Origin of the sequence: Anaerovorax sp. IOR16, assembly GCF_017168145.1 — a bacterium.
In the GTDB taxonomy this organism is placed as follows: domain Bacteria; phylum Bacillota; class Clostridia; order Peptostreptococcales; family Anaerovoracaceae; genus IOR16.
On the sequence record NZ_JADQTL010000001.1, the window covers coordinates 11,743 to 31,100 of the forward strand.

Annotated in this window: 14 protein-coding genes and 2 pseudogenes; 3 read left to right on the forward strand and 13 right to left on the reverse strand. The window is 35.0% G+C overall.

Features of this window, described 5'->3' with window-relative positions; genetic code table 11:
• Positions 1 to 197: 197 nt before the first annotated feature.
• A pseudogene (locus I2490_RS00070) lies at positions 198 to 1,561 on the forward strand (IS1182 family transposase).
• A gap of 192 nt (positions 1,562 to 1,753) precedes the next feature.
• Here I2490_RS00070 and I2490_RS00075 read toward each other — a convergent pair.
• From I2490_RS00075 to I2490_RS00130, 11 genes are all read right to left on the reverse strand, one after another.
• Entirely contained in the window at positions 1,754 to 2,323 is a 570-nt protein-coding gene (locus I2490_RS00075; protein WP_245157028.1) for an acetylglutamate kinase, read from the reverse strand.
• Between the two features lie 751 nt (positions 2,324 to 3,074).
• Positions 3,075 to 3,488, reverse strand: coding sequence for a hypothetical protein (locus tag I2490_RS00085; RefSeq protein ID WP_206457757.1), 414 nt, complete (start codon positions 3,486 to 3,488; stop codon positions 3,075 to 3,077).
• 281 nt (positions 3,489 to 3,769) lie between these two features.
• Positions 3,770 to 4,390: a DUF4397 domain-containing protein gene (locus tag I2490_RS00090; protein WP_206457758.1), complete on the reverse strand. Its 621-nt coding sequence runs from the start codon at positions 4,388 to 4,390 to the stop codon at positions 3,770 to 3,772.
• A gap of 98 nt (positions 4,391 to 4,488) precedes the next feature.
• Positions 4,489 to 5,451: a threonine ammonia-lyase gene (locus I2490_RS00095; RefSeq protein WP_206457759.1), complete on the reverse strand. Its 963-nt coding sequence runs from the start codon at positions 5,449 to 5,451 to the stop codon at positions 4,489 to 4,491.
• A 30-nt stretch (positions 5,452 to 5,481) separates the two neighbouring features.
• Positions 5,482 to 6,606 carry an aminotransferase gene (locus I2490_RS00100; protein ID WP_206457760.1) on the reverse strand — a complete coding sequence of 375 codons (1,125 nt, stop codon included), beginning with the start codon at positions 6,604 to 6,606 and terminating at the stop codon, positions 5,482 to 5,484.
• A gap of 20 nt (positions 6,607 to 6,626) precedes the next feature.
• Positions 6,627 to 7,646 (reverse strand): ornithine cyclodeaminase family protein, encoded by a 1,020-nt coding sequence (locus I2490_RS00105; protein ID WP_206457761.1) that lies wholly within the window; start codon positions 7,644 to 7,646, stop codon positions 6,627 to 6,629.
• Between the two features lie 210 nt (positions 7,647 to 7,856).
• Positions 7,857 to 8,105, reverse strand: a complete 249-nt coding sequence (locus tag I2490_RS00110; protein ID WP_209010557.1) for a phage holin — start codon at positions 8,103 to 8,105, stop codon at positions 7,857 to 7,859.
• A 28-nt stretch (positions 8,106 to 8,133) separates the two neighbouring features.
• Positions 8,134 to 8,760 (reverse strand): M23 family metallopeptidase, encoded by a 627-nt coding sequence (locus I2490_RS00115; RefSeq protein ID WP_206457762.1) that lies wholly within the window; start codon positions 8,758 to 8,760, stop codon positions 8,134 to 8,136.
• A gap of 93 nt (positions 8,761 to 8,853) precedes the next feature.
• The gene (locus I2490_RS00120; protein WP_245157029.1) at positions 8,854 to 10,251 is read right to left on the reverse strand and encodes a sensor histidine kinase; all 1,398 of its coding nucleotides are present in this window, start codon (positions 10,249 to 10,251) and stop codon (positions 8,854 to 8,856) included.
• Positions 10,252 to 10,330: 79 nt separating this feature from the next.
• Complete coding sequence (locus tag I2490_RS00125; protein WP_206457764.1) at positions 10,331 to 11,020, reverse strand: response regulator transcription factor; 690 nt, start codon at positions 11,018 to 11,020, stop codon at positions 10,331 to 10,333.
• A gap of 89 nt (positions 11,021 to 11,109) precedes the next feature.
• On the reverse strand, positions 11,110 to 13,662 hold the full coding sequence (locus I2490_RS00130; RefSeq protein ID WP_206457765.1) for an FAD-dependent oxidoreductase: 2,553 nt from the start codon (positions 13,660 to 13,662) through the stop codon (positions 11,110 to 11,112).
• A 262-nt stretch (positions 13,663 to 13,924) separates the two neighbouring features.
• Here I2490_RS00130 and I2490_RS00135 point away from each other — a divergent pair, with 262 nt between their 5' ends.
• Together I2490_RS00135 and I2490_RS00140 are read left to right on the forward strand one after the other, a co-directional pair.
• Entirely contained in the window at positions 13,925 to 14,950 is a 1,026-nt protein-coding gene (locus I2490_RS00135; protein WP_206457766.1) for a 1-aminocyclopropane-1-carboxylate deaminase/D-cysteine desulfhydrase, read from the forward strand.
• Positions 14,951 to 15,140: 190 nt separating this feature from the next.
• A pseudogene (locus I2490_RS00140) lies at positions 15,141 to 16,504 on the forward strand (IS1182 family transposase).
• Between the two features lie 150 nt (positions 16,505 to 16,654).
• Here the strand turns inward: I2490_RS00140 and I2490_RS00145 are convergent.
• Both I2490_RS00145 and I2490_RS00150 read right to left on the reverse strand, forming a co-directional pair.
• Entirely contained in the window at positions 16,655 to 18,622 is a 1,968-nt protein-coding gene (locus I2490_RS00145; RefSeq protein ID WP_206457767.1) for a fructose-1,6-bisphosphatase, read from the reverse strand.
• A 163-nt stretch (positions 18,623 to 18,785) separates the two neighbouring features.
• Positions 18,786 to 19,307: a cysteine hydrolase family protein gene (locus I2490_RS00150; RefSeq protein WP_206457768.1), complete on the reverse strand. Its 522-nt coding sequence runs from the start codon at positions 19,305 to 19,307 to the stop codon at positions 18,786 to 18,788.
• Positions 19,308 to 19,358: the final 51 nt, after the last annotated feature.

A 19,358-nucleotide genomic window follows, 5' to 3' on the forward strand; every position in this document is an offset into this window, starting at 1 on the left:
TTTAAATTAACATTCTATATTTCCATATATTTCTAATATATAATATAAGTTTAACTCAAGAACCGCCTTAAAAAGGCGGTTTCAGACTGTAGACAAGGATATCTCTATCTTTGCCTACAGTTTTTTTTACATAATGTAATACATTTTATTGTATTTATGGTAAAATATATGTATAAATACATGGAGGTATTTGCTTTATGATGGGTAAGAAAGATTTATTAGGTCGTGATCAATTTCAAATGGTAACCTTGAATTCTCTTGTTCCACAAGATCATATTATTCGTAAGATAGATACTGCGATTAATCTCTCTTTCATTTATGACCTTGTAAAAGATTTGTATTCTGATGTGGGAAAAGAAAGCATCGATCCTGTTGTCTTAATTAAAATTACCCTCATTCAATATACCTTTGGTATTCGATCCATGAGACAGACCATTAAAGAAATTCAAACGAATGTAGCTTATCGATGGTATCTTGGTTATAGTTTAGAGGAAGAAATTCCTCACTTTTCTACCTTTGGTAAAAACTACTCTCGTCGGTTTCAAAATACTGACTTATTCGAACAAATCTTTCAAAGAGTCATTGCTGAAATCATGGAATATGAATTCATTAATTCAGAAAGCATTTTCATTGACGGTACACATATTAAAGCAAGTGCAAATAACCATAACAGTGAAAAAGAAACCGTTTTGGAATCCGTTAAATACTATGAAAAAGAACTAATGAAAGAAATTAACGAAGATCGCATTGAACGAGGAAAACAAGCTTGTAAAAAAAAACGGAAGCCAAAGAAAAGACAAAAGTAATCAAGAAAAGTACCGTAGATCCGGATTGCGGCGTATTTCATAAAGGAAAGCATAAGGTAGTATTTGCTTATGCTGCAAATGTAGCTTGCGATCGAAACAATTACATACTTGCTTTTCATACAAATCCAGGAAATGTACATGACTCAGTTGCATTCCCAAAGATTTATGAAAAAGTAAAAAGATATAAAGGTGTAAAAAATATTGTAATGGATTCCGGATATAAAACACCTGCAATTGCTAGAGAAATACTCAAAGATAAACGAATTCCTATCCTACCATACAAACGACCTATGACAAAAAATGGTTATTTTAAAAAACACGAATATGCTTATGATGAATACTATGATTGCTTTGTATGCCCAGAAAACCAAGTGTTAAACTATACTACAACAAATAGAGAAGGGTATCGGGAATATAAGAGTAAAGGAGAAATTTGCAAGAGTTGCCCTTCCTTATCAGAATGCACAGCAAGTAAAGACCATGTAAAAGTAGTCACACGTCATATATGGGAAAACTACATAGAGCAATGTGAGGACATTCGTCATACTCCAAAGTATCGAGATCTTTACAAACTACGGAGTCAAACCATTGAGCGAGTCTTTGCCGATGCAAAAGAAAAACATAATATGCGTTATACACAATATCGAGGGATTCAGAAGATAGAAATGGAACTGAATCTTCTTTTTGCGTCCATGAATCTAAAAAAACTAGCAACATGGATTCATAAATCTGAAAGAAGGAATCAAATGGCATAGAGATATCCTTTTATTTTTTCTTTTTTTAAAAGCTTTATAGAAAAAATAGAAAATACCTTGCAGAAATTATAAGAATATAAATTTAGCAAGGTATTTTGTCTACAGTCTGGAACCGCCTTAAAAAGGCGGTTTTATTTATTGTTCCATTTATTTAATTAATTCCGTTTATATTTAATACTTCCTTTTAAATAACTAAATCTGAAACTGATTAATGATTCCATAAGCCATTTCATCTGCCATTTGAAGCGCTTGTTTCTCTATCTCATCATATTGATCAATACTTGCTTCGTATTGACCTGTAAGTATCTGTACTGCTTCATTTTCGGTCATTTTTAAATGCTGATCCAGTAATTCTTTCCAAATACGCTTATTCCAATAGGGGTTCATATTCCCTAATAAATTTGCAATGTCATCTGCATTTTCATACCATTTCTTACGTTGTTCATCAACAGTTTTCGTGTCTCCAGCTTTAGCCGCATTGACTAAATTAGCTGCAATGAGTAGATGATCTGTGAAGAGGTCTTTAAATTCCATACTTTTTTTATCACCATACAATGGTCTTAATAGTTTTGCAAAGTCATCAGGATTACGTAAAAGACGTTTGGTTACAGCTTCTAAGTCATCTAAATCTGACGCCGTACTGATTATAAAAGAACGAGTCCACATAACATGTTCCATCCAAAGACGCCGTAATACATTAAATAAACGAAATTGTCTTAGTGTGATATAGCGATTTATAAAATTGTTATTTTGATTATACATTATATTGCCTCCTGTGTTTAACTAGATTATTCTATGATGTTTCGAAGTATTTTGTTCTAATATTAAAAAAAAGGCAGTCGATAATTTTATCGTATGCCTTTTTTCATGTTGAGTCTTTGATTAACATTTAATTAAATTAATATAAGTACTACATATGTGAGGATTATTTGTACAATATGAATGCACTGGTCTTGAATTAAGTTAAGCTTTTTCACATTAGCTTTTAGATGATCGACAATAAAATGTATTATAATATTGCTAATAAAACAAATGAGAAACATCGTATCTAAGCGAAACGTATATGCAAATATAATCGGAATCATCACCATAAATGACCAGCTAAAGGAATGCATGAATAACGCACAAAGATAATCATAACGATACATTGATTGAGGTGCGTTAATTTCCCACCATTGCTTTTGCTTTCCGTTGGCCAACCATCCTTGGAAATAAAAATCATTCACAATGTGCAAAAAGAACATTGATAATAGAACTAACATATTGTTTACCCTTTCTTCTTACTTCTCCCATTCTTCTTTATTTCTATGGTATATATTTTATTATAATATTTACATTTTTTAGGAAAAATATTCAAAAACTCTGGTAAAAATAAAATAACCAGTTAGTTTGTACCCTACCTGGTTATTAAATAAATCAATTTATAATTAACAAATATATCAGTCTATACAATTATATTAAGGAAATGATTCTATCTTAGTATACGATTTGTCAATGTCTAAATTTTTTCTTATTAAAAGATGCCATAACCTCTTCGCAGTAATTCATTAAGTAAAAGAAGATCTATAAAATCTCGAAATAGTCCTCTTCTACGAAAGCGATAATTACGATAACCGTCTCTGCCTCTTTGTGTGCTCTCTACTGATGACTTCATGTCATAACAGGCTGCATATTGTTCCAAATCCGGATACATTGTACATACATTCATATAAATATCATCACTTATTTGATCAAACAGATCCTGGCCGGGCATTAATCTTCCCATAGGATTCATTTGGTCACAGACAGACATAACAAACGGCTGCACTTTATAATAGACTTCCGGATAACATAGGTTGCAATACATATTCTCGTCCGAAACAGGCAATACCCCAATCGGCATATATGGTAACTGACTGAGGTCTTGATTGAGATAAGGATTTTGCATAGTTCCCTCCATTTAAAAAATTTAATAGATATATACTCTTATGCATATTATGAGTATTTTTATTAAATGTGAAAACTATGAAGAGGATTTCATTAAATATATTTCTTATCAAATATCTTATTTTATCTTTAAATTTATTTTTAAGAATAAAAGTGATAAGGTAACTATGAATATCCGCTACAAAGAAGAATAATAAATTCACCAAAAAACGGCAATATCAATTTTATTTAACATCGCCGTTTTTTAATTGCAATATTTTCAATTTCCAAATTTTCTTTCCATCATTTAAAACTATCCAGCAAAAACATTGCTTCCAGCGGAGGCTCTCCGTCAACTAATCCTATTGCATAAATCGTATAATAATTATCTGGATCCAGCTTAATCTCTGGCACTTCTAGTACCACATCTGATGTTCCCGCCAACCTTACCTGCAAATTATAAGTTCCTGGATCAACCGAAAGATATGGTGTTATCTGCCTGTATTCTACATTTCTAAAAATGACTGTGCCCTCAGGAAAAGTAATATCAACTGCAGGTGCATTTGGAGATAAGTGTATAAAACGAATCATAGATTTGGTTGGATCAATAATCACCTGTGCATCGGGTATGATTAAAAAATTGATGCCACCAACTTCACTCTCCGCAAGCGCCAAGGTTATTTTTTCACCTTCCGCAATCGCTATAATTCGAGTTAAAAGAAGATTATTTGTCCCTGCTTCGTAGATAGAAACTTTATAATTTTCTCGAAGCATTGGTAAATACGCAGTATAGGTACTATAAGCTAAATCTTCTGCAACTAACTTATCATCCACATATATGTCTACACTAGGCACACCCGGCATGGTATGAAAGATGCGAAAATATCCTAAATTAAAATAGACTTTGGTTTTTTTTACATTCATAGTCTTACCTCATCATTTCTAATAGAAATAAATCTAAATTCACTATTAATAAATATATGCGTCCATGCTTTCATTTAGGATAGAAAATTTTATTCAATTTAATATTTATTTAAAAGGTTAGTTAATAGTTCTCCATCAATGTTACCGCCTGAAATGACTAAAGCTATATTTTTACCCCCAACTCTTTCTCTAAAATCCATTATAGCCGCTATCGTTGTACAGCTTCCTGCTTCTGCAATGTATTTTTCTTCTTTTGCCAGAAAACTTGTAGCTCTTCCTATCGTTTCCTCGGAAACAACAATAAAATCATCTACATAATCTTTTGCCATTTCAAAGCTTAATTTCCCAATCCCTCCTACAAGACAGTCACAAATGCTTTCTTCCGTTGGATATTCCTCATAGAACACATTATCTTCAAAAGCCTTTACCATTGCTGGACAAGCTTCCGTTTGAACACCAATAATACGAATATCCGGTTTAATTGCTTTTGCCGCAACGGCAACTCCGGTAAGGAGTCCGCCGCCTCCAATTGGAACAACAATGGTGTCAATTTCCGGGTTCTGCTCTAATATTTCAATGGCTACTGTTCCCTGACCTCCATATACCTTCGGATCATTATAATAAGCATCGATAAAAATCATACTTTGCTCTTGAATGTATTTCATTCCCAAAATATGTGCTTCATCATAATTCTCACCCATCAGAATGACCTCTCCTCCAAAGTAACGAATCTTATCAATTTTACTCTGCGGAGTACATTTAGGAACAATCACTTTCACATTTTTAATTCCCAATAAAGTTGCAGCATAGCTGACTGAACTCCCATGATTTCCAGAAGATATGGTTGCTACGCCAAGCTGCTTTTCCTGATCTGTCAAGGTTGCCATCTTGTTGACGGCTCCACGAATTTTAAAACTTTTTGCTCTTTGATAGGATTCTAATTTAAAGAAATATTTTCTTCCATCTTGATTAAGGTAGTACGATTCTTCTAAAGGTGTGGTACGAACGATTCCTTTAATTCGTTCGTACGCATCCTTTACTTCCTGATAATTAAATGCCATTTCTGCCTCCAATAAATTTTAACTGACTGTCTACGAATATTGCTTCAAAAATTCAGAAATCTTTTCCAATCCTTTGCGAATAATTTCCGGGTTGTTGCAATATCCAATCCTTAAATAGCCTTCCATATCAAGTGCAGAACCCGGAAGAAGCATAACACCGGTTTGTTCTAATAATTTTACGCAGAAATCAACGGATGACATATCAATGTCATATTTTAAAAATGCTGTGGTCCCACCCTTTGGTTTTACATAAGAAATCAATGGTTCCTTCGCTACCCATTCATCCAGTAATTTTGCGTTATTTAAAACAATTTCTATATTTCTCTTAACAATCTTATCTTTATTTTTAAGAATAATTGTAGCTAATGCATCATCGATCATGCCCACACTAATTACATGATAATCTCTCTGACGGTTAATTTTTTCAATAAAATCTTCCGGACCAGCTACCCATCCAAGGCGAAGACCTGCTGCTGAAAATGTCTTTGACATACTTGCCGTACTAATTCCCTTTTCATAAAGATCAGCAACCGAAGCAGTAAAGCTGTTTTCACTGTCATGCGTCAAACCTCTATATGCTTCATCACAAAGCAAATAAGCTCCGCATCCTTTTGCAATGTCAACAATTTTTAAAAGATACTCTTCATCCATTACCGCACCGGTTGGATTATTTGGGTTATTAATGCAAATTAACTTTGTCCCTGGAATCGCCAATTCTTTTAATTCATCTAAATCAGGAAGAAAATTATTTTCTTCTTTTAATCTTAGAATTTGAATGTCCGCACCAATGGATTCCGGAATGGAATAATGCTGCTGATAGGTCGGCAATACTGAAATAACTCGATCTCCACGATCAACCAAAGTCATAATGGAAAGTGCATTGGCTCCGATTGCCCCATGTGTGATGGTTAAGTTTTCTACCTTAACCTTTCGATAAAGCGTTGTAATGGCTTCTCTAAGCGGAATAGAACCTTCAATTGCACCATAGGTCAATTTCATATTCAGTAATTTGTCATAAAAGCTTTCCTTTTCTCCACTCAAAGTTAAAATTTCATCTACAGTTAAAGATTCCACACACGTTTCGGCTAAATTATACTCACAGTTATTTTCATAAAGGTTCATCCAAATTTCCACACCAAAATCTTTGATTTTCATTTTTTTCTCCTCTCTGATTGTTATAAAGTAACACAAACTCCAACATTCTGTTTCTCTGCCATATCAAGCGCTAATTTTCCCGTTAACAAATCCAAAAGCGCGGTACCGGTTGCATCATATACAGTTATTTGTTCATCATTTTCTCTTCCGACTGCAACACCATTAATTATATGACCCAGTTCACCAATAATATCCTTTTTTGAAATAAGTCCGTCTTTCAACGGCAATTCGATTTCACCAACATTGCAATTTTGTGCAACATCATCTACAAAAATACGCGCAGCTGACAAAATAGTTCCATCTATTTCCTGTTTCCCTTCCATATCTGCACCAATGCAGCTAAAATGCGTTCCCGGCTTTACCCATTCCTTAAGAATAATCGGACTTTTAGCCGGGGTTACCGTGATGACCACATCGCTCTTTTTTGTTGCTTCCTGAACGTCTTCTACTGCCTCAAATACAATATCCTCTGCTATGGTCATTTTAAAATCATGTACCAGCGTTTCACGAATGCTATCGGCCATTTGTTTTGCCCCTTCAGATACGATAGGATCATAAATTCGTACCTTCTTAATCTTTGGCATTAACATGAGGGTAGCTGCAATTTGAAACGTTGCAACATGTCCTGCCCCTACGATTAAAAGATTTTCCGACTCCGGTCTTGCTAAATATTTGGCACCTAATGCACCTGCCGCACCTGTACGAATTCCAGTAATGTATGCGCCATCTAAAATACCAACAGGCTGACCGGTACTTCCGTCACAAACTAATATGGTTCCACTAAGCATCGGTAAGTTCTTTTGTTTATTTCCCTCAAACCAAGCCACAAGCTTAAGTCCAAATACGTCGGCACCCTTTACCCATCCGGATTTTATATCCATATCTGCATGTCCCGGATCAAATTCATGAAACACCAACGGAAATACAACCGTATCGCCCTTTGCTTTTTCACTATATACTTGTTCTACGGTATGAATAACGTCTGACATAGAAAGCAATTTTTTTGTTTCCTCTGCATTTAATATTCTTACATTGCTCATAAATATCCCTCCTCAATGATTTGTCCAACAATTCTTTCTTTTAATATATCATAGTAAACTCAATAAAGAATTGTAAGATATGAGAAAATTACGGATACTTTTTGTATAATGTTATAAAAGAAATAAATACTGATACATTTAAAAAAGAGCATCCTTTTGGGATGCCCTTTTTTCTACAAAATAAACATTTCTGAATCTAAATCGTCGATTTTATTTTGGTTCTTTATATTCCATAACACGATCGCTATCATAAGCTCCGGGACTGGTTGGATCAATCACGATTCCGATCGCAACTAAAATATTCACTAAAAGCCCAATTACTTGCATTACTTCATCCTGTGAGATGGATGCGGTGATTCCGAGGATACCTAAAATTTGATATACAAATGTTGCCACACAAGCTAGAAGAGCCGTTAAAGTTGCTTTGTTTTTTAACCGCAATATCCAGTTGATTTTCATAATTTATCGTCCTTTCTCTTTTTGTTATCTACCACTTTTCTGTTTTCGATAACTGAATCATAAATGCAACTTCTTCTTTCGTTGCATACTTTCTTGGACCTACCCCGGTTACAATTCCATCGGCAATGGATTGTTCCCAACGTTCCTTTGCCCATGAAGAAGGTAAATCCCCATTTCCTTTTAATATTTCTTTGACGATTGCAATCACTTCTTCTCTTGTCACATCATCAACTCCTTTGATATTTTCTAAATATGGCTGCGGGTCAACCTGTAAACCATTTATGATTAATTCAAAGTGCAGATGTGTGCTTACGGATAATTTGGTTTTATCACTCGAATTTCCCATCAAGCCAATCCGCTGACCAGCAACAACCTTTTGCCCTTTTTTTAATGGACTCTGTTGTTTTAAATGCTGGTACAGTGTCTTGTAATTGCCATGATTAATAATCAAGACCCATCCTCGATAGGCATTCCAATAGTTATTACTAACCTTGCCTGAACTGACAGAAAAAATCGGAGTATCCAAAGTACTTCGATTTCTTCCAAGATCAATTCCCTTATGATTTGTTGTTGCTCCTCGAATTCCTGTTTGTCTCGTTCCATATTTGCTTGTAACTCGTATTGGGATTACTGGCAAATGATCAAACACTATCATCGCTTTCACCTCCCTTTATCCTATTCAAAAAGGAGCCCAAAGGCTCCAATTTTTTAAAAAAAGTCAAATATTTTAAATAAATTAACTTAGAAATTACTTATGACTCATATCTTTTTTTAAATATAAACTAAATTTCGTCCCCTCTCCAACCGTACTCTCAACCTGAATTTCGATACCATGCCTCTCTGCAATCTGCTTTGAAATGGCAAGTCCAAGACCTGTTCCCGTCTTATTTTGTTCGGAAGTTGTTTTATAAAAACGTTCAAAAATATAGGGAAGCTCATCTTTTGATATTCCTTGACCATGATCGCAAATCGACAACTCTCTTCCCTTTAAATGAATCTCTACACTGCCACCCTCTTTTGAAAATTTCACTGCATTATCAAGAATAATCATGAACATTTGTCGAAGGCGACCATAATCTCCAAGAATATGACAATCTAATTTCTCACTTTCCTCTAGATTTAGATGAATAGAAACACCCTTTTTTTCTGCAATTTTAGAGATGCTTCTTGCTGCATCTTCGATCACATCACATAATAGCATTTCCGTTTTTTCCATACTAAAATCAGTATTCTGTAATCTAGATAAGTCGAGTAAATCACCAATCAAGCGTTGTAAATATTTTGCTTCTTTGAGCATCTGGCTATGATATTCCTCTACCTGTTTTTCATCTGTTACCACTTGCTCTACTAAAGCTTCTAGAGAACCCCTGATTACTGTAATTGGTGTTCGTAATTCGTGTGATATGTTTGCTACAAAATCACGCCGAAGCTGCTCCAATTTCTCGCTCTGTCTGCTTGCTTCATCCAATCGATCCGCTAAAAGATCCAAGGTGTTTGCAAGATCACCAATTTCATCCTTTTGATTGATGTGATTTTTAACCATGTATTTACCCTCAGCAAGAAGGAGTGCATTTTTTTTCATCTTCGTCAAAGGCTGTGTAAAGTGATACGAAAAAAGAGACGACAACAAAAAGGCAATCAAAAGTGCCGTTAAAATACTAATTCCTAACAATTGAAACCCTTTTTGAGTGGCTTCTTCAATTCCTTTTATTGGTGTATGCAATAGCACTGCGCCGATTACTACACCATCTACATTTTTAATCGGTGCTCCGACTGTCAATGTAGGTTCCGTTAAAACAGAACTAAAATCTTCACTAAATACGGTTTGATCACGAAACACATCATCGATCAAGCCTTCTGCTTCACTAGGCAATTCGGCATAATGAAACCGCCCCATTCCCATTGCATTCCGATTATTAAGAGTAATCAAATTTAATTGCTCGTCGACAACCCAAACATCTGTGCCTGCAATTTCTCGCATAAAACGAAGATACGCTCCATAGCCTCCGTTGGGGCCAAAGCCGCCTTTTCCCCCGAAACCAGAATCCACTCTCGTATAATCTGTGAAAATATCTGCTATGGTATTTGCTTGATCTGACAATTTTTCCCGATGCAATCGGATGGTATGGTTTCGAAATAAAACCATGAAAAGGCTTCCTATTATAATTGATAATATTAATAAAGCAACTGCAAAATTTAAAGTCAACTTCAGTGCAATCTTATTTTTAAACATGTTCCAGTACCTCGAATTTATATCCTACGCCCCATATTGTCTTAATCTCCCAATTTGGGTGGCTATATTGATCCAGCTTTGCACGAAGTCTCTTTATGTGACTGTCCACCGTTCGGTTGTCTCCGAAGTAGTCATAACCCCAAAGAGAATTTAACAAATTATCCCTCGAAAATACTTTATTTTTACTTGTTGCTAATGTCCATAAAATCTCAATTTCTTTTTTCGTTAGAGAAATTAGCTGTTCATCAATTATAACGGTATAGTCTTCTAGATTTATTTTTAAATTATCATAGGAAAAGACCTGAACATTTTTTTCTTCTCGAGCAATCCGACGTAAAATTGCTTTGATTCTAGCAATTACCTCCCCCGGCGAAAAAGGTTTCACAATGTAGTCATCTGCTCCAATCTCCAATCCCATTATTTTTTCAAAGTCTTCACCCCTTGCTGTTATCATAATGATGGGAACATTGGATACTTTTCGTATCTCTCTGCAGACCTCAAATCCGTCTTTTCTTGGCATCATTACATCAAGCAGCAATAAATCCGGCTGTTCCGTCTCAAACTTTATTACGGCATCTTCGCCATCGAATGCAACAACCGATGTAAACCCCTCTTTTTTTACATATTCTTCTAAAATTGATGTAATCTGTTTATTATCATCTGCGATGAGTATTTTAGTCATAAAAATGCCTCCTAAAAAGATACCGCTTTCCCTTTAATCAATGTATGTATAAAAATCGGAGTGCTGAAAAGCACTCCGTTCCACCTTCTTTATCCTAACAAAGAAAGCATGCTCCGCATGGATTCCTTCTTTTGAAATGCAGTAAGAAGTCTTGAAGATCGGCTGACGTCACCAAGCAATATTCCGCCGCAGAAACGATCATTCCAAAAATACAATTTTTCATACGTCCCTTTTCCGTCATCCAAAAGTTCTATACTTTTATATTTCTTTTCCGGATCTTTTCCATTGTCACCAATTGCAAATAAGGAAGTTTTCATACCATTGAATGCATTGGAAGGTATGACTGTCTCATAAACAGCTCCATCTCCTGCCGCATTAGCCCCTGCAGTCTTACCCATTTCAAGTGCCTGACTCCAAATCGCATAATTGATTCCATTATACTCAGCACAATCACCGCAAGCATAAATATCAGCAACACTCGTTTGCATCTTTTCATCTACTGTAATGGAACGTCCGCTTTGTATCCCTGCATTCTTTGCTAATTCCACATTGGGTTTAATTCCTGTTGACAAAACAACCAAACCGCCTTTGATTTCAACACCATCATTTAAGCGTATCCCGGAAGCTTCTTTCTCTCCAATAATTTCATCAATTCCCACATTAGTAAACACAGAAATTCCAACTTTTTCAACGGAATCTCTTAATAGTTCACAACCTCTATCATCCAACTGACGACTCATAAGTCCCGGTGATAATTCAATTACAGCCACCTTCATTCCTGCCTGATGTAATTCCCATGCAGTTTCAAGACCTAAAACGCCGCCACCAATGACAATGGCAGATTCCACTCCCTGTTGATATTTTTGTATTTGACGAACATCCTCAATGTTACGAATTGTAAAAACTCCATTTTTATCCACACCCTTAATCGGTGGAACAAAACATTCTGCACCCATTGCCAAAATCAGCTTATCATAGCTTCTTGTTTCGCCATTATCTAATACCAGTCTCTTTTCTTCACCATTGAGTTCTTTCACGGTTGTTCCTAATGTAACTTTAATATTATTTTCTTTGTACCACTCAGCTTCTTTGACATGGAAATTCAAATCATCGATTTCTGTTAGTATTCCCTTTGTCAGCATTGGTCGATTGTAAGCATTTTCTTTTTCAGAAGAGATGATTTCAATCGAACAAGTATTGTTTCTCTTTCGAATTTCTTCACAAGCGGAAATTCCTGCTGCACCATTGCCGATAACGATAAATCTTTCGTTAGTGGAAGATTGGTATGTTACTACATCCTGCTCTACCTCTACAAACTGTTCTGGTCCCACACCGCATACTGGGCAAGCTTGAGGAGGTTCCTCTCCCTCTACTATTTCACCGCAAATTAAGCATTTCCATTTCCGTGTCGCAGAATTTACCGGTTTTTTCTCTACCACTTTTCCTGCTAAAACAGATGCGCCAAATCCAAATCCAAACTCAAAGCATTCTTGAAGCTGGGCAGAACTTGGCTTGAATCTTATGCGAAGTCCTTCTCCATACACTTTCATATTAAGCTGCTTTAATCGTTCCAATACGTGAGGAACTCCTTCCCCACTCCAACCATAGGAACCAAATGCAGAAGCAAGCTTCTTTCCATGTGTTTTTGCAAATATAGAAGTAAGCAAATCCCAGATTGGTTTTAATGCATCCCCAATAATTGTTGGCGTCCCAAATAATAAACCATCCGCCCAATACATCTCATCCAAAACAGTTTTTTGTTCTGCTGTTACTAAATCATACAAACGAACATCAATGTCACCTGCTGCATGTATACCCTTTCGAATTTCTTCTGCCATGATTTCTGTATATCCATAGGCAGAAACATATGGAATAACTACCGTTTTCTTTTCATTCGGATTTACTTCCGTTGCCCATTCACGATAGTGTTCAACTACCTCTTTTGGATTGTTCACCAAAACAGGTCCGTGGCCGGGACAAATTCTTATATAGTCTAATTTATCAATCTTTGCAATGGCTGAAAGCAAATCTTTTTTAAACGGGCCCATAATATTATCAAAGTAATAGCGAAGCGCTTTCATATAGTCTTCTGTATTCGTAATTTTATCATTTGTCACCTCATCCAAGGTATAATGTGCTCCAAAAGAATCACAAGTCATCAAAGTCTTTTCTTCCTCAATGTAGGTATAAATACTATCCGGCCAATGAAGATTCGGTGCACTGATAAAGCGAAGTGTTTTATTGCCTAAGGATAATGTATCACCATCCTTTACAACAATAGCATTCAAATCTTGGTTGCAAATTTCCTTTACAAAATTAATTGCTGCAGCAGAACCTACAATCTTAATTTTTGGATTTATTTCCAAAAGTCTTGCAATCGATCCAGAATGATCCGGTTCTGTATGGTTTACAATAATATAAGAAATGTCATCGATTGATACAAGTTTCTTTAATTTTTCTAAATATTCATCAAAAAACTTTTCTTTTGCTGTTTCAAAGATCGCTGTTTTTTCGGAGCCATGAATCAAATAAGAATTATAGCTCGTACCAAACTCTGTATACATAATAATGTCAAATACTTTTAAATCAGGGTCTAAGGCCCCAATCCAATGTAAGTCCTTTGTCAACTCTACTGTCTTCATCTTCCCTTTTCCTTTCTATTCTTTCATTTTCTTATTTAAAATAACTCTTTATATGAATAAAAATTATGTCTTATGTCGTTTTGCTAGCGTTATATATACCCTTTTTCCGTTCTTTTAAAACCAAAGTTTCCCTTCTCTTTCTTGTAAATTCGGTATATAATACACTCAAGTATATTATTTCGCATATTTATTTAATATGCCAAAATATGCTTATTTTCATTCTTAATTATCGTATCATAAAAAGAAAAAGGAGAATATACCTATGCTGTTAAATCATGAAAAAATTAATTTCCTTCATTTACCGACACCTTTAGAATACTTACCCACTCTTTCAAAGGAATTGGAAATTGAACTTTACATAAAACGTGACGATTTGACCGGAATCGGTATGGGAGGCAATAAACTTAGAAAACTGGAATACCTCCTTTATGACGCAAAGGCGAAGGGAGCAACAACCCTTTTAACGATGGGAGGAGCACAAACCAATCACGGTCGTCTCACCGCTGCCGTTGCTGCAAAATATGGTATGAAATGTGTCATTTTATGCATTGATGAATATCCAGGAGAAGTTTCTGCAAACATTCTATTGGATCGTCTTATGGGTGCTGAAGTAGTATTGAAAAAGAGTGATGGCAGAAATGTTACAACACAATATGAAGAATTAGAGGCAGAAGTAACAAAACGTTATGAATCCAATGGTGAAATTGTTTACTCGATTCCAATCGGTGGTTCCAATGAACTCGGAATCTTAGGTTACTATGAGTGTGCGATGGAACTTACTAAACAAGCAGAAGAAAAAAACCTTAAAAATGCCCGCGTTATTACAACAGTAGGAAGTATGGGAACTTATATGGGTCTCTTCTGCGGACTAAAAAATGAGAAATCTCCTTTGTCGTTAACTGGCGTAGCCATTCTGCCTTTTGAAACAGACAAGGACACTCATATAATGCGTTATTTTGAAAAAGTAAAGGATTTTTATGATCTTCCGCTAACTCCAACAGGATCTGATTTTGATGTTGAGGTTGATTATATTAGAGAAGGTTATAACAAACCAAATCCAGCAGTGCGTGAAGCAATTTATAAAATGGCTCGCAAAGAAGCAATTATTTTGGATCCTTGCTACACCGGCAAAACCTTTGCTGCAATCTTAGATATGGTACAAGAAGGGAAAATAGAAAAAGGAGAAACCATTATTTTCTTACACACTGGTGGCCATCCGGGTATCAATACGCCATTCCATCGTATTGAAATGGAAAAAGAATTAATTGATGGTGTAACAATTTTATAATTAATTAGTACAATTTTTTAACTAATTCGTAATAATAAAAAACGAAAAGAAAAATATAAATTTCTCTTTTCGTTTCAGACTGTAGACAAGGATATCTCTATCTTTGCCTACAGTTTTTTTTACATAATGTAATACATTTTATTGTATTTATGGTAAAATATATGTATAAATACATGGAGGTATTTGCTTTATGATGGGTAAGAAAGATTTATTAGGTCGTGATCAATTTCAAATGGTAACCTTGAATTCTCTTGTTCCACAAGATCATATTATTCGTAAGATAGATACTGCGATTAATCTCTCTTTCATTTATGACCTTGTAAAAGATTTGTATTCTGATGTGGGAAAAGAAAGCATCGACCCTGTCGTCTTAATTAAAATTACCCTCATTCAATATACCTTTGGTATTCGATCCATGAGGCAGACCATTAAAGAAATTCAAACGAATGTAGCTTATCGATGGTATCTTGGTTATAGTTTAGAGGAAGAAATTCCTCACTTTTCTACCTTTGGTAAAAACTACTCTCGTCGGTTTCAAAATACTGACTTATTCGAACAAATCTTTCAAAGAGTCATTGCTGAAATTATGGAATATGAATTCATTAATTCAGAAAGCATTTTCATTGACGGTACACATATTAAAGCAAGTGCAAATAACCATAACAGTGAAAAAGAAACCGTTTTGGAATCCGTTAAATACTATGAAAAAGAACTAATGAAAGAAATTAACGAAGATCGCATTGAACGAGGAAAACAAGCTTGTAAAAAAAAACGGAAGCCAAAGAAAAGACAAAAGTAATCAAGAAAAGTACCGTAGATCCGGATTGCGGTGTATTTCATAAAGGAAAGCATAAGGTAGTATTTGCTTATGCTGCAAATGTAGCTTGCGATCGAAACAATTACATACTTGCTTTTCATACAAATCCAGGAAATGTACATGACTCAGTTGCATTCCCAAAGATTTATGAAAAAGTAAAAAGATATAAAGGTGTAAAAAATATTGTAATGGATTCCGGATATAAAACACCTGCAATTGCTAGAGAAATACTCAAAGATAAACGAATTCCTATCCTACCATACAAACGACCTATGACAAAAAATGGTTATTTTAAAAAACACGAATATGCTTATGATGAATACTATGATTGCTTTGTATGCCCAGAAAACCAAGTGTTAAACTATACTACAACAAATAGAGAAGGGTATCGGGAATATAAGAGTAAAGGAGAAATTTGCAAGAGTTGCCCTTCCTTATCAGAATGCACAGCAAGTAAGGACCATGTAAAAGTAGTCACACGTCATATATGGGAAAACTACATAGAGCAATGTGAGGACATTCGTCATACTCCAAAGTATCGAGATCTTTACAAACTACGGAGTCAAACCATTGAGCGAGTCTTTGCAGATGCAAAAGAAAAACATAATATGCGTTATACACAATATCGAGGGATTCAGAAGATAGAAATGGAACTGAATCTTCTTTTTGCGTCCATGAATCTAAAAAAACTAGCAACATGGATTCATAAATCTGAAAGAAGGAATCAAATGGCATAGAGATATCCTTTTATTTTTTCTTTTTTTAAAAGCTTTATAGAAAAAATAGAAAATACCTTGCAGAAATTATAAGAATATAAATTTAGCAAGGTATTTTGTCTACAGTCTGAAACGAAAAGAAAAATATAAATTTCTCTTTTCGTTTTTTTATTAAGCTTTTTGTTTTACCAAACCAGAACGATATGCATGCAGCAATTTTTTTAAATCTATGATTTTCCCCTGCATTTGCTTACCTAGATCGGTATCCTTATTTAAAATACGTTTCGTAATATCCTCTTTCGCAACCATGGTTGCATGAATGTCCTTTTCTTGCTCCACCGCAATTTTTGCGGATTCAAATGGTTCATGCGAAGTTAAAATAAAGCCATAGGAATTATAAATCAAAGAATAGCCTGCAATGCCTGTCTTTTTTTGATATGGCTTTGCAAATCCGCCATCAATTACAAAAACTCTTCCATTTGCATGAAGTGGACTGGTTCCTTTACTTACCGGCATGTGTCCATTGATAATACGTGCTTCTCCTTTTGGCAATCCGAATTCCCCAACCATTTTATCAACGACTTCTTCATCATCAATCAATTTATAATAAGGATTTTTTGCTTCATACCAAGTAGATTCATCTTCAATAAAGCATCGTTCAAAGGTTGTAATTTTCTTCTTCCCAAATAGCGGAGACTTATAACCACACCATAAATACCAAAAATAATCTACGCCACGTTCCTTTTCCGTCGTCCCTTCTTCTCCAAAATAACCTTCTCTTACAATACGTTCCGCATGATCCAGCCAAGCCTTACCTTTTACAGTTCCGGTACTTGTCTTGATCTCAGAGAATGATCCATCTGGTTCCATCGGAATGCATCCATGGAACAATAAATTGTCATTATAGCAGCTATAAATACTTCCCTTCGCAAATAAAAATTGTATATGTCTCTGCAAAGTTTCGCTTTCTAAAAATGCCTGCTGCAAACGATTCATAACAGCTTCTTCCGTTTCCGTTAACTTATACGGGTCATCCGGATCAATTGTAGGGAAGAACTTATTATTTAACTCGTATTGCTTTCCATCAATTTCTACTGTAGCATTTTGATAATTGACTTTATGAAGCAAACGTAATTCATCCATTTCATAGAGAGGATGCTTTTCGATAAGCTGTCCCTCTAGTTTAAACTGAATGATTGCAATGGCTTTGTTTATTTTCGCAAGTGAATTTACATCAGATGCATATAAGGCATCTGTAGTACTTACCTTTGGTTTAAAGTTTGGACAAGGGTCATCTGCATAAGTACTTAATGCAAATGTTACCAACGGACGAATGCTGATTCCGTAGCCAACCTCCAAAGTATGTAAATTATCATAACGCGTACAAATTCTGATGATATTTGCAATGCATGATTTATTTCCGGCTGCACCGCCCATCCATAAAATATCATGATTTCCCCATTGAATGTCAACGCTGTGATGTTTCATCAAAGCTTCTAAAATGATATCGCCCCCTGGGCCTCTATCAAAAATATCTCCAATGATATGCAGGCGATTTACAACAATTCGAGAAATTAATTCTGCCATTTTTATAATAAAGTCATCCGCAGCATGAATCTCAATGATGGTATTGATAATACTTTCTCTATACTGTAACTTGTTTTCACTTTCACTTCGGCTTAAGCCATAAAGCAATTCTTCAATAATATAAGCATATTCCTTTGGAACCTGCTTCCTTACATAAGATCTTGTATATTTAAAGGTAATAATTCCGCAAAGTTCAATTAAAATAGCAAGAGTTTCTCGATAAAATGTTTCTAAATCCTCAACCTCCTGCTTCATAATATCTAGCTTTTGTTCCGGATAATAAATCAAAGTAGCCAGTGATTTTCTTTGTTCAACCGTCATTCGATCTCCAAATGTTTCATCGATCTTTAACTTGATGACACCGGACGCATTCTTTAAAATATGAAGAAACGATTCGTATTCTCCATGTAAATCACTGATAAAATGCTCGGTACCTTTTGGTAAATTTAAAATCGCCATTAGATTAATGATCTCTGTACTTGCCTCTCCAATCGTTTTATACTGTTCGGACAATAACTCAAGGTACTTCAGATCACTTTGATTGATTTCCATTTCCCTTCCCTTTCCTTTATTAAAAAACTCTTCCGCAATCCATTATAAAATACACTTTTCTATAGAAAAGCTTTAGATTCAGAAGGCCATTTTTTAATTTTATCATATTCAATGATAGAGTACCAGTCTTTCTCTTTTTACTAGACTAAATTTATAGAACTTATTATTCTACAATAGTAATCTGGCAAATCTTCATAGCCTCTAATGCATTTTTGTGAGAAGCAGGAGTAACCCCGGCACAACAACTTGCATCAACATAAATTGGAAGTTCTGGATGATGTCCTTTTAAAATCAGGGCATTGGAAATGACACAAATATCTGTACAAAGTCCTATTAAAGTTACTTTCTCATAGTTTTTTTCTCCAACTAGTTCTGCTAACTTCACACTTCCAAAGCCAGGCTTTTCAATAACAAGGCAATTTTCTGCAAATGGCTGTAATGCATCTACAAAATCCCAGCCGCTGCTTCCCTTTATACAATGTTCTACGGGTAATTTCTTTCCTTCTTGCGTATCCAAATATTCTTCCGTATGTGTATCCTTTGTAAAAATAAGGTCTTGACTATTTTCTTCAAATTCTTTTATTTTTTTCACTACTTTTGGTACAATTTCTACGGCTTCCTTTGTACCTAACGCACCATCTACAAAATCTTTCTGCATATCAATCACAACCAGCAATTCCTTCATCTCTTTTCTCCCCTCTGCACTTTCTTTTTTGTTCAGCAGAAAATCCAACAA

Coding starts and splice junctions, on each gene's coding strand:
- I2490_RS00075 (WP_245157028.1), bottom strand. CDS start 2,323: ATGTATAATCAAAATAACAATTTTATAAATCGCTATATCACACTAAGA.
- I2490_RS00085 (WP_206457757.1), bottom strand. CDS start 3,488: ATGCAAAATCCTTATCTCAATCAAGACCTCAGTCAGTTACCATATATG.
- I2490_RS00090 (WP_206457758.1), bottom strand. CDS start 4,390: ATGAATGTAAAAAAAACCAAAGTCTATTTTAATTTAGGATATTTTCGC.
- I2490_RS00095 (WP_206457759.1), bottom strand. CDS start 5,451: ATGGCATTTAATTATCAGGAAGTAAAGGATGCGTACGAACGAATTAAA.
- I2490_RS00100 (WP_206457760.1), bottom strand. CDS start 6,606: ATGAAAATCAAAGATTTTGGTGTGGAAATTTGGATGAACCTTTATGAA.
- I2490_RS00105 (WP_206457761.1), bottom strand. CDS start 7,646: ATGAGCAATGTAAGAATATTAAATGCAGAGGAAACAAAAAAATTGCTT.
- I2490_RS00110 (WP_209010557.1), bottom strand. CDS start 8,105: ATGAAAATCAACTGGATATTGCGGTTAAAAAACAAAGCAACTTTAACG.
- I2490_RS00115 (WP_206457762.1), bottom strand. CDS start 8,760: ATGATAGTGTTTGATCATTTGCCAGTAATCCCAATACGAGTTACAAGC.
- I2490_RS00120 (WP_245157029.1), bottom strand. CDS start 10,251: ATGGTTTTATTTCGAAACCATACCATCCGATTGCATCGGGAAAAATTG.
- I2490_RS00125 (WP_206457764.1), bottom strand. CDS start 11,020: ATGACTAAAATACTCATCGCAGATGATAATAAACAGATTACATCAATT.
- I2490_RS00130 (WP_206457765.1), bottom strand. CDS start 13,662: ATGAAGACAGTAGAGTTGACAAAGGACTTACATTGGATTGGGGCCTTA.
- I2490_RS00135 (WP_206457766.1), top strand. CDS start 13,925: ATGCTGTTAAATCATGAAAAAATTAATTTCCTTCATTTACCGACACCT.
- I2490_RS00145 (WP_206457767.1), bottom strand. CDS start 18,622: ATGGAAATCAATCAAAGTGATCTGAAGTACCTTGAGTTATTGTCCGAA.
- I2490_RS00150 (WP_206457768.1), bottom strand. CDS start 19,307: ATGAAGGAATTGCTGGTTGTGATTGATATGCAGAAAGATTTTGTAGAT.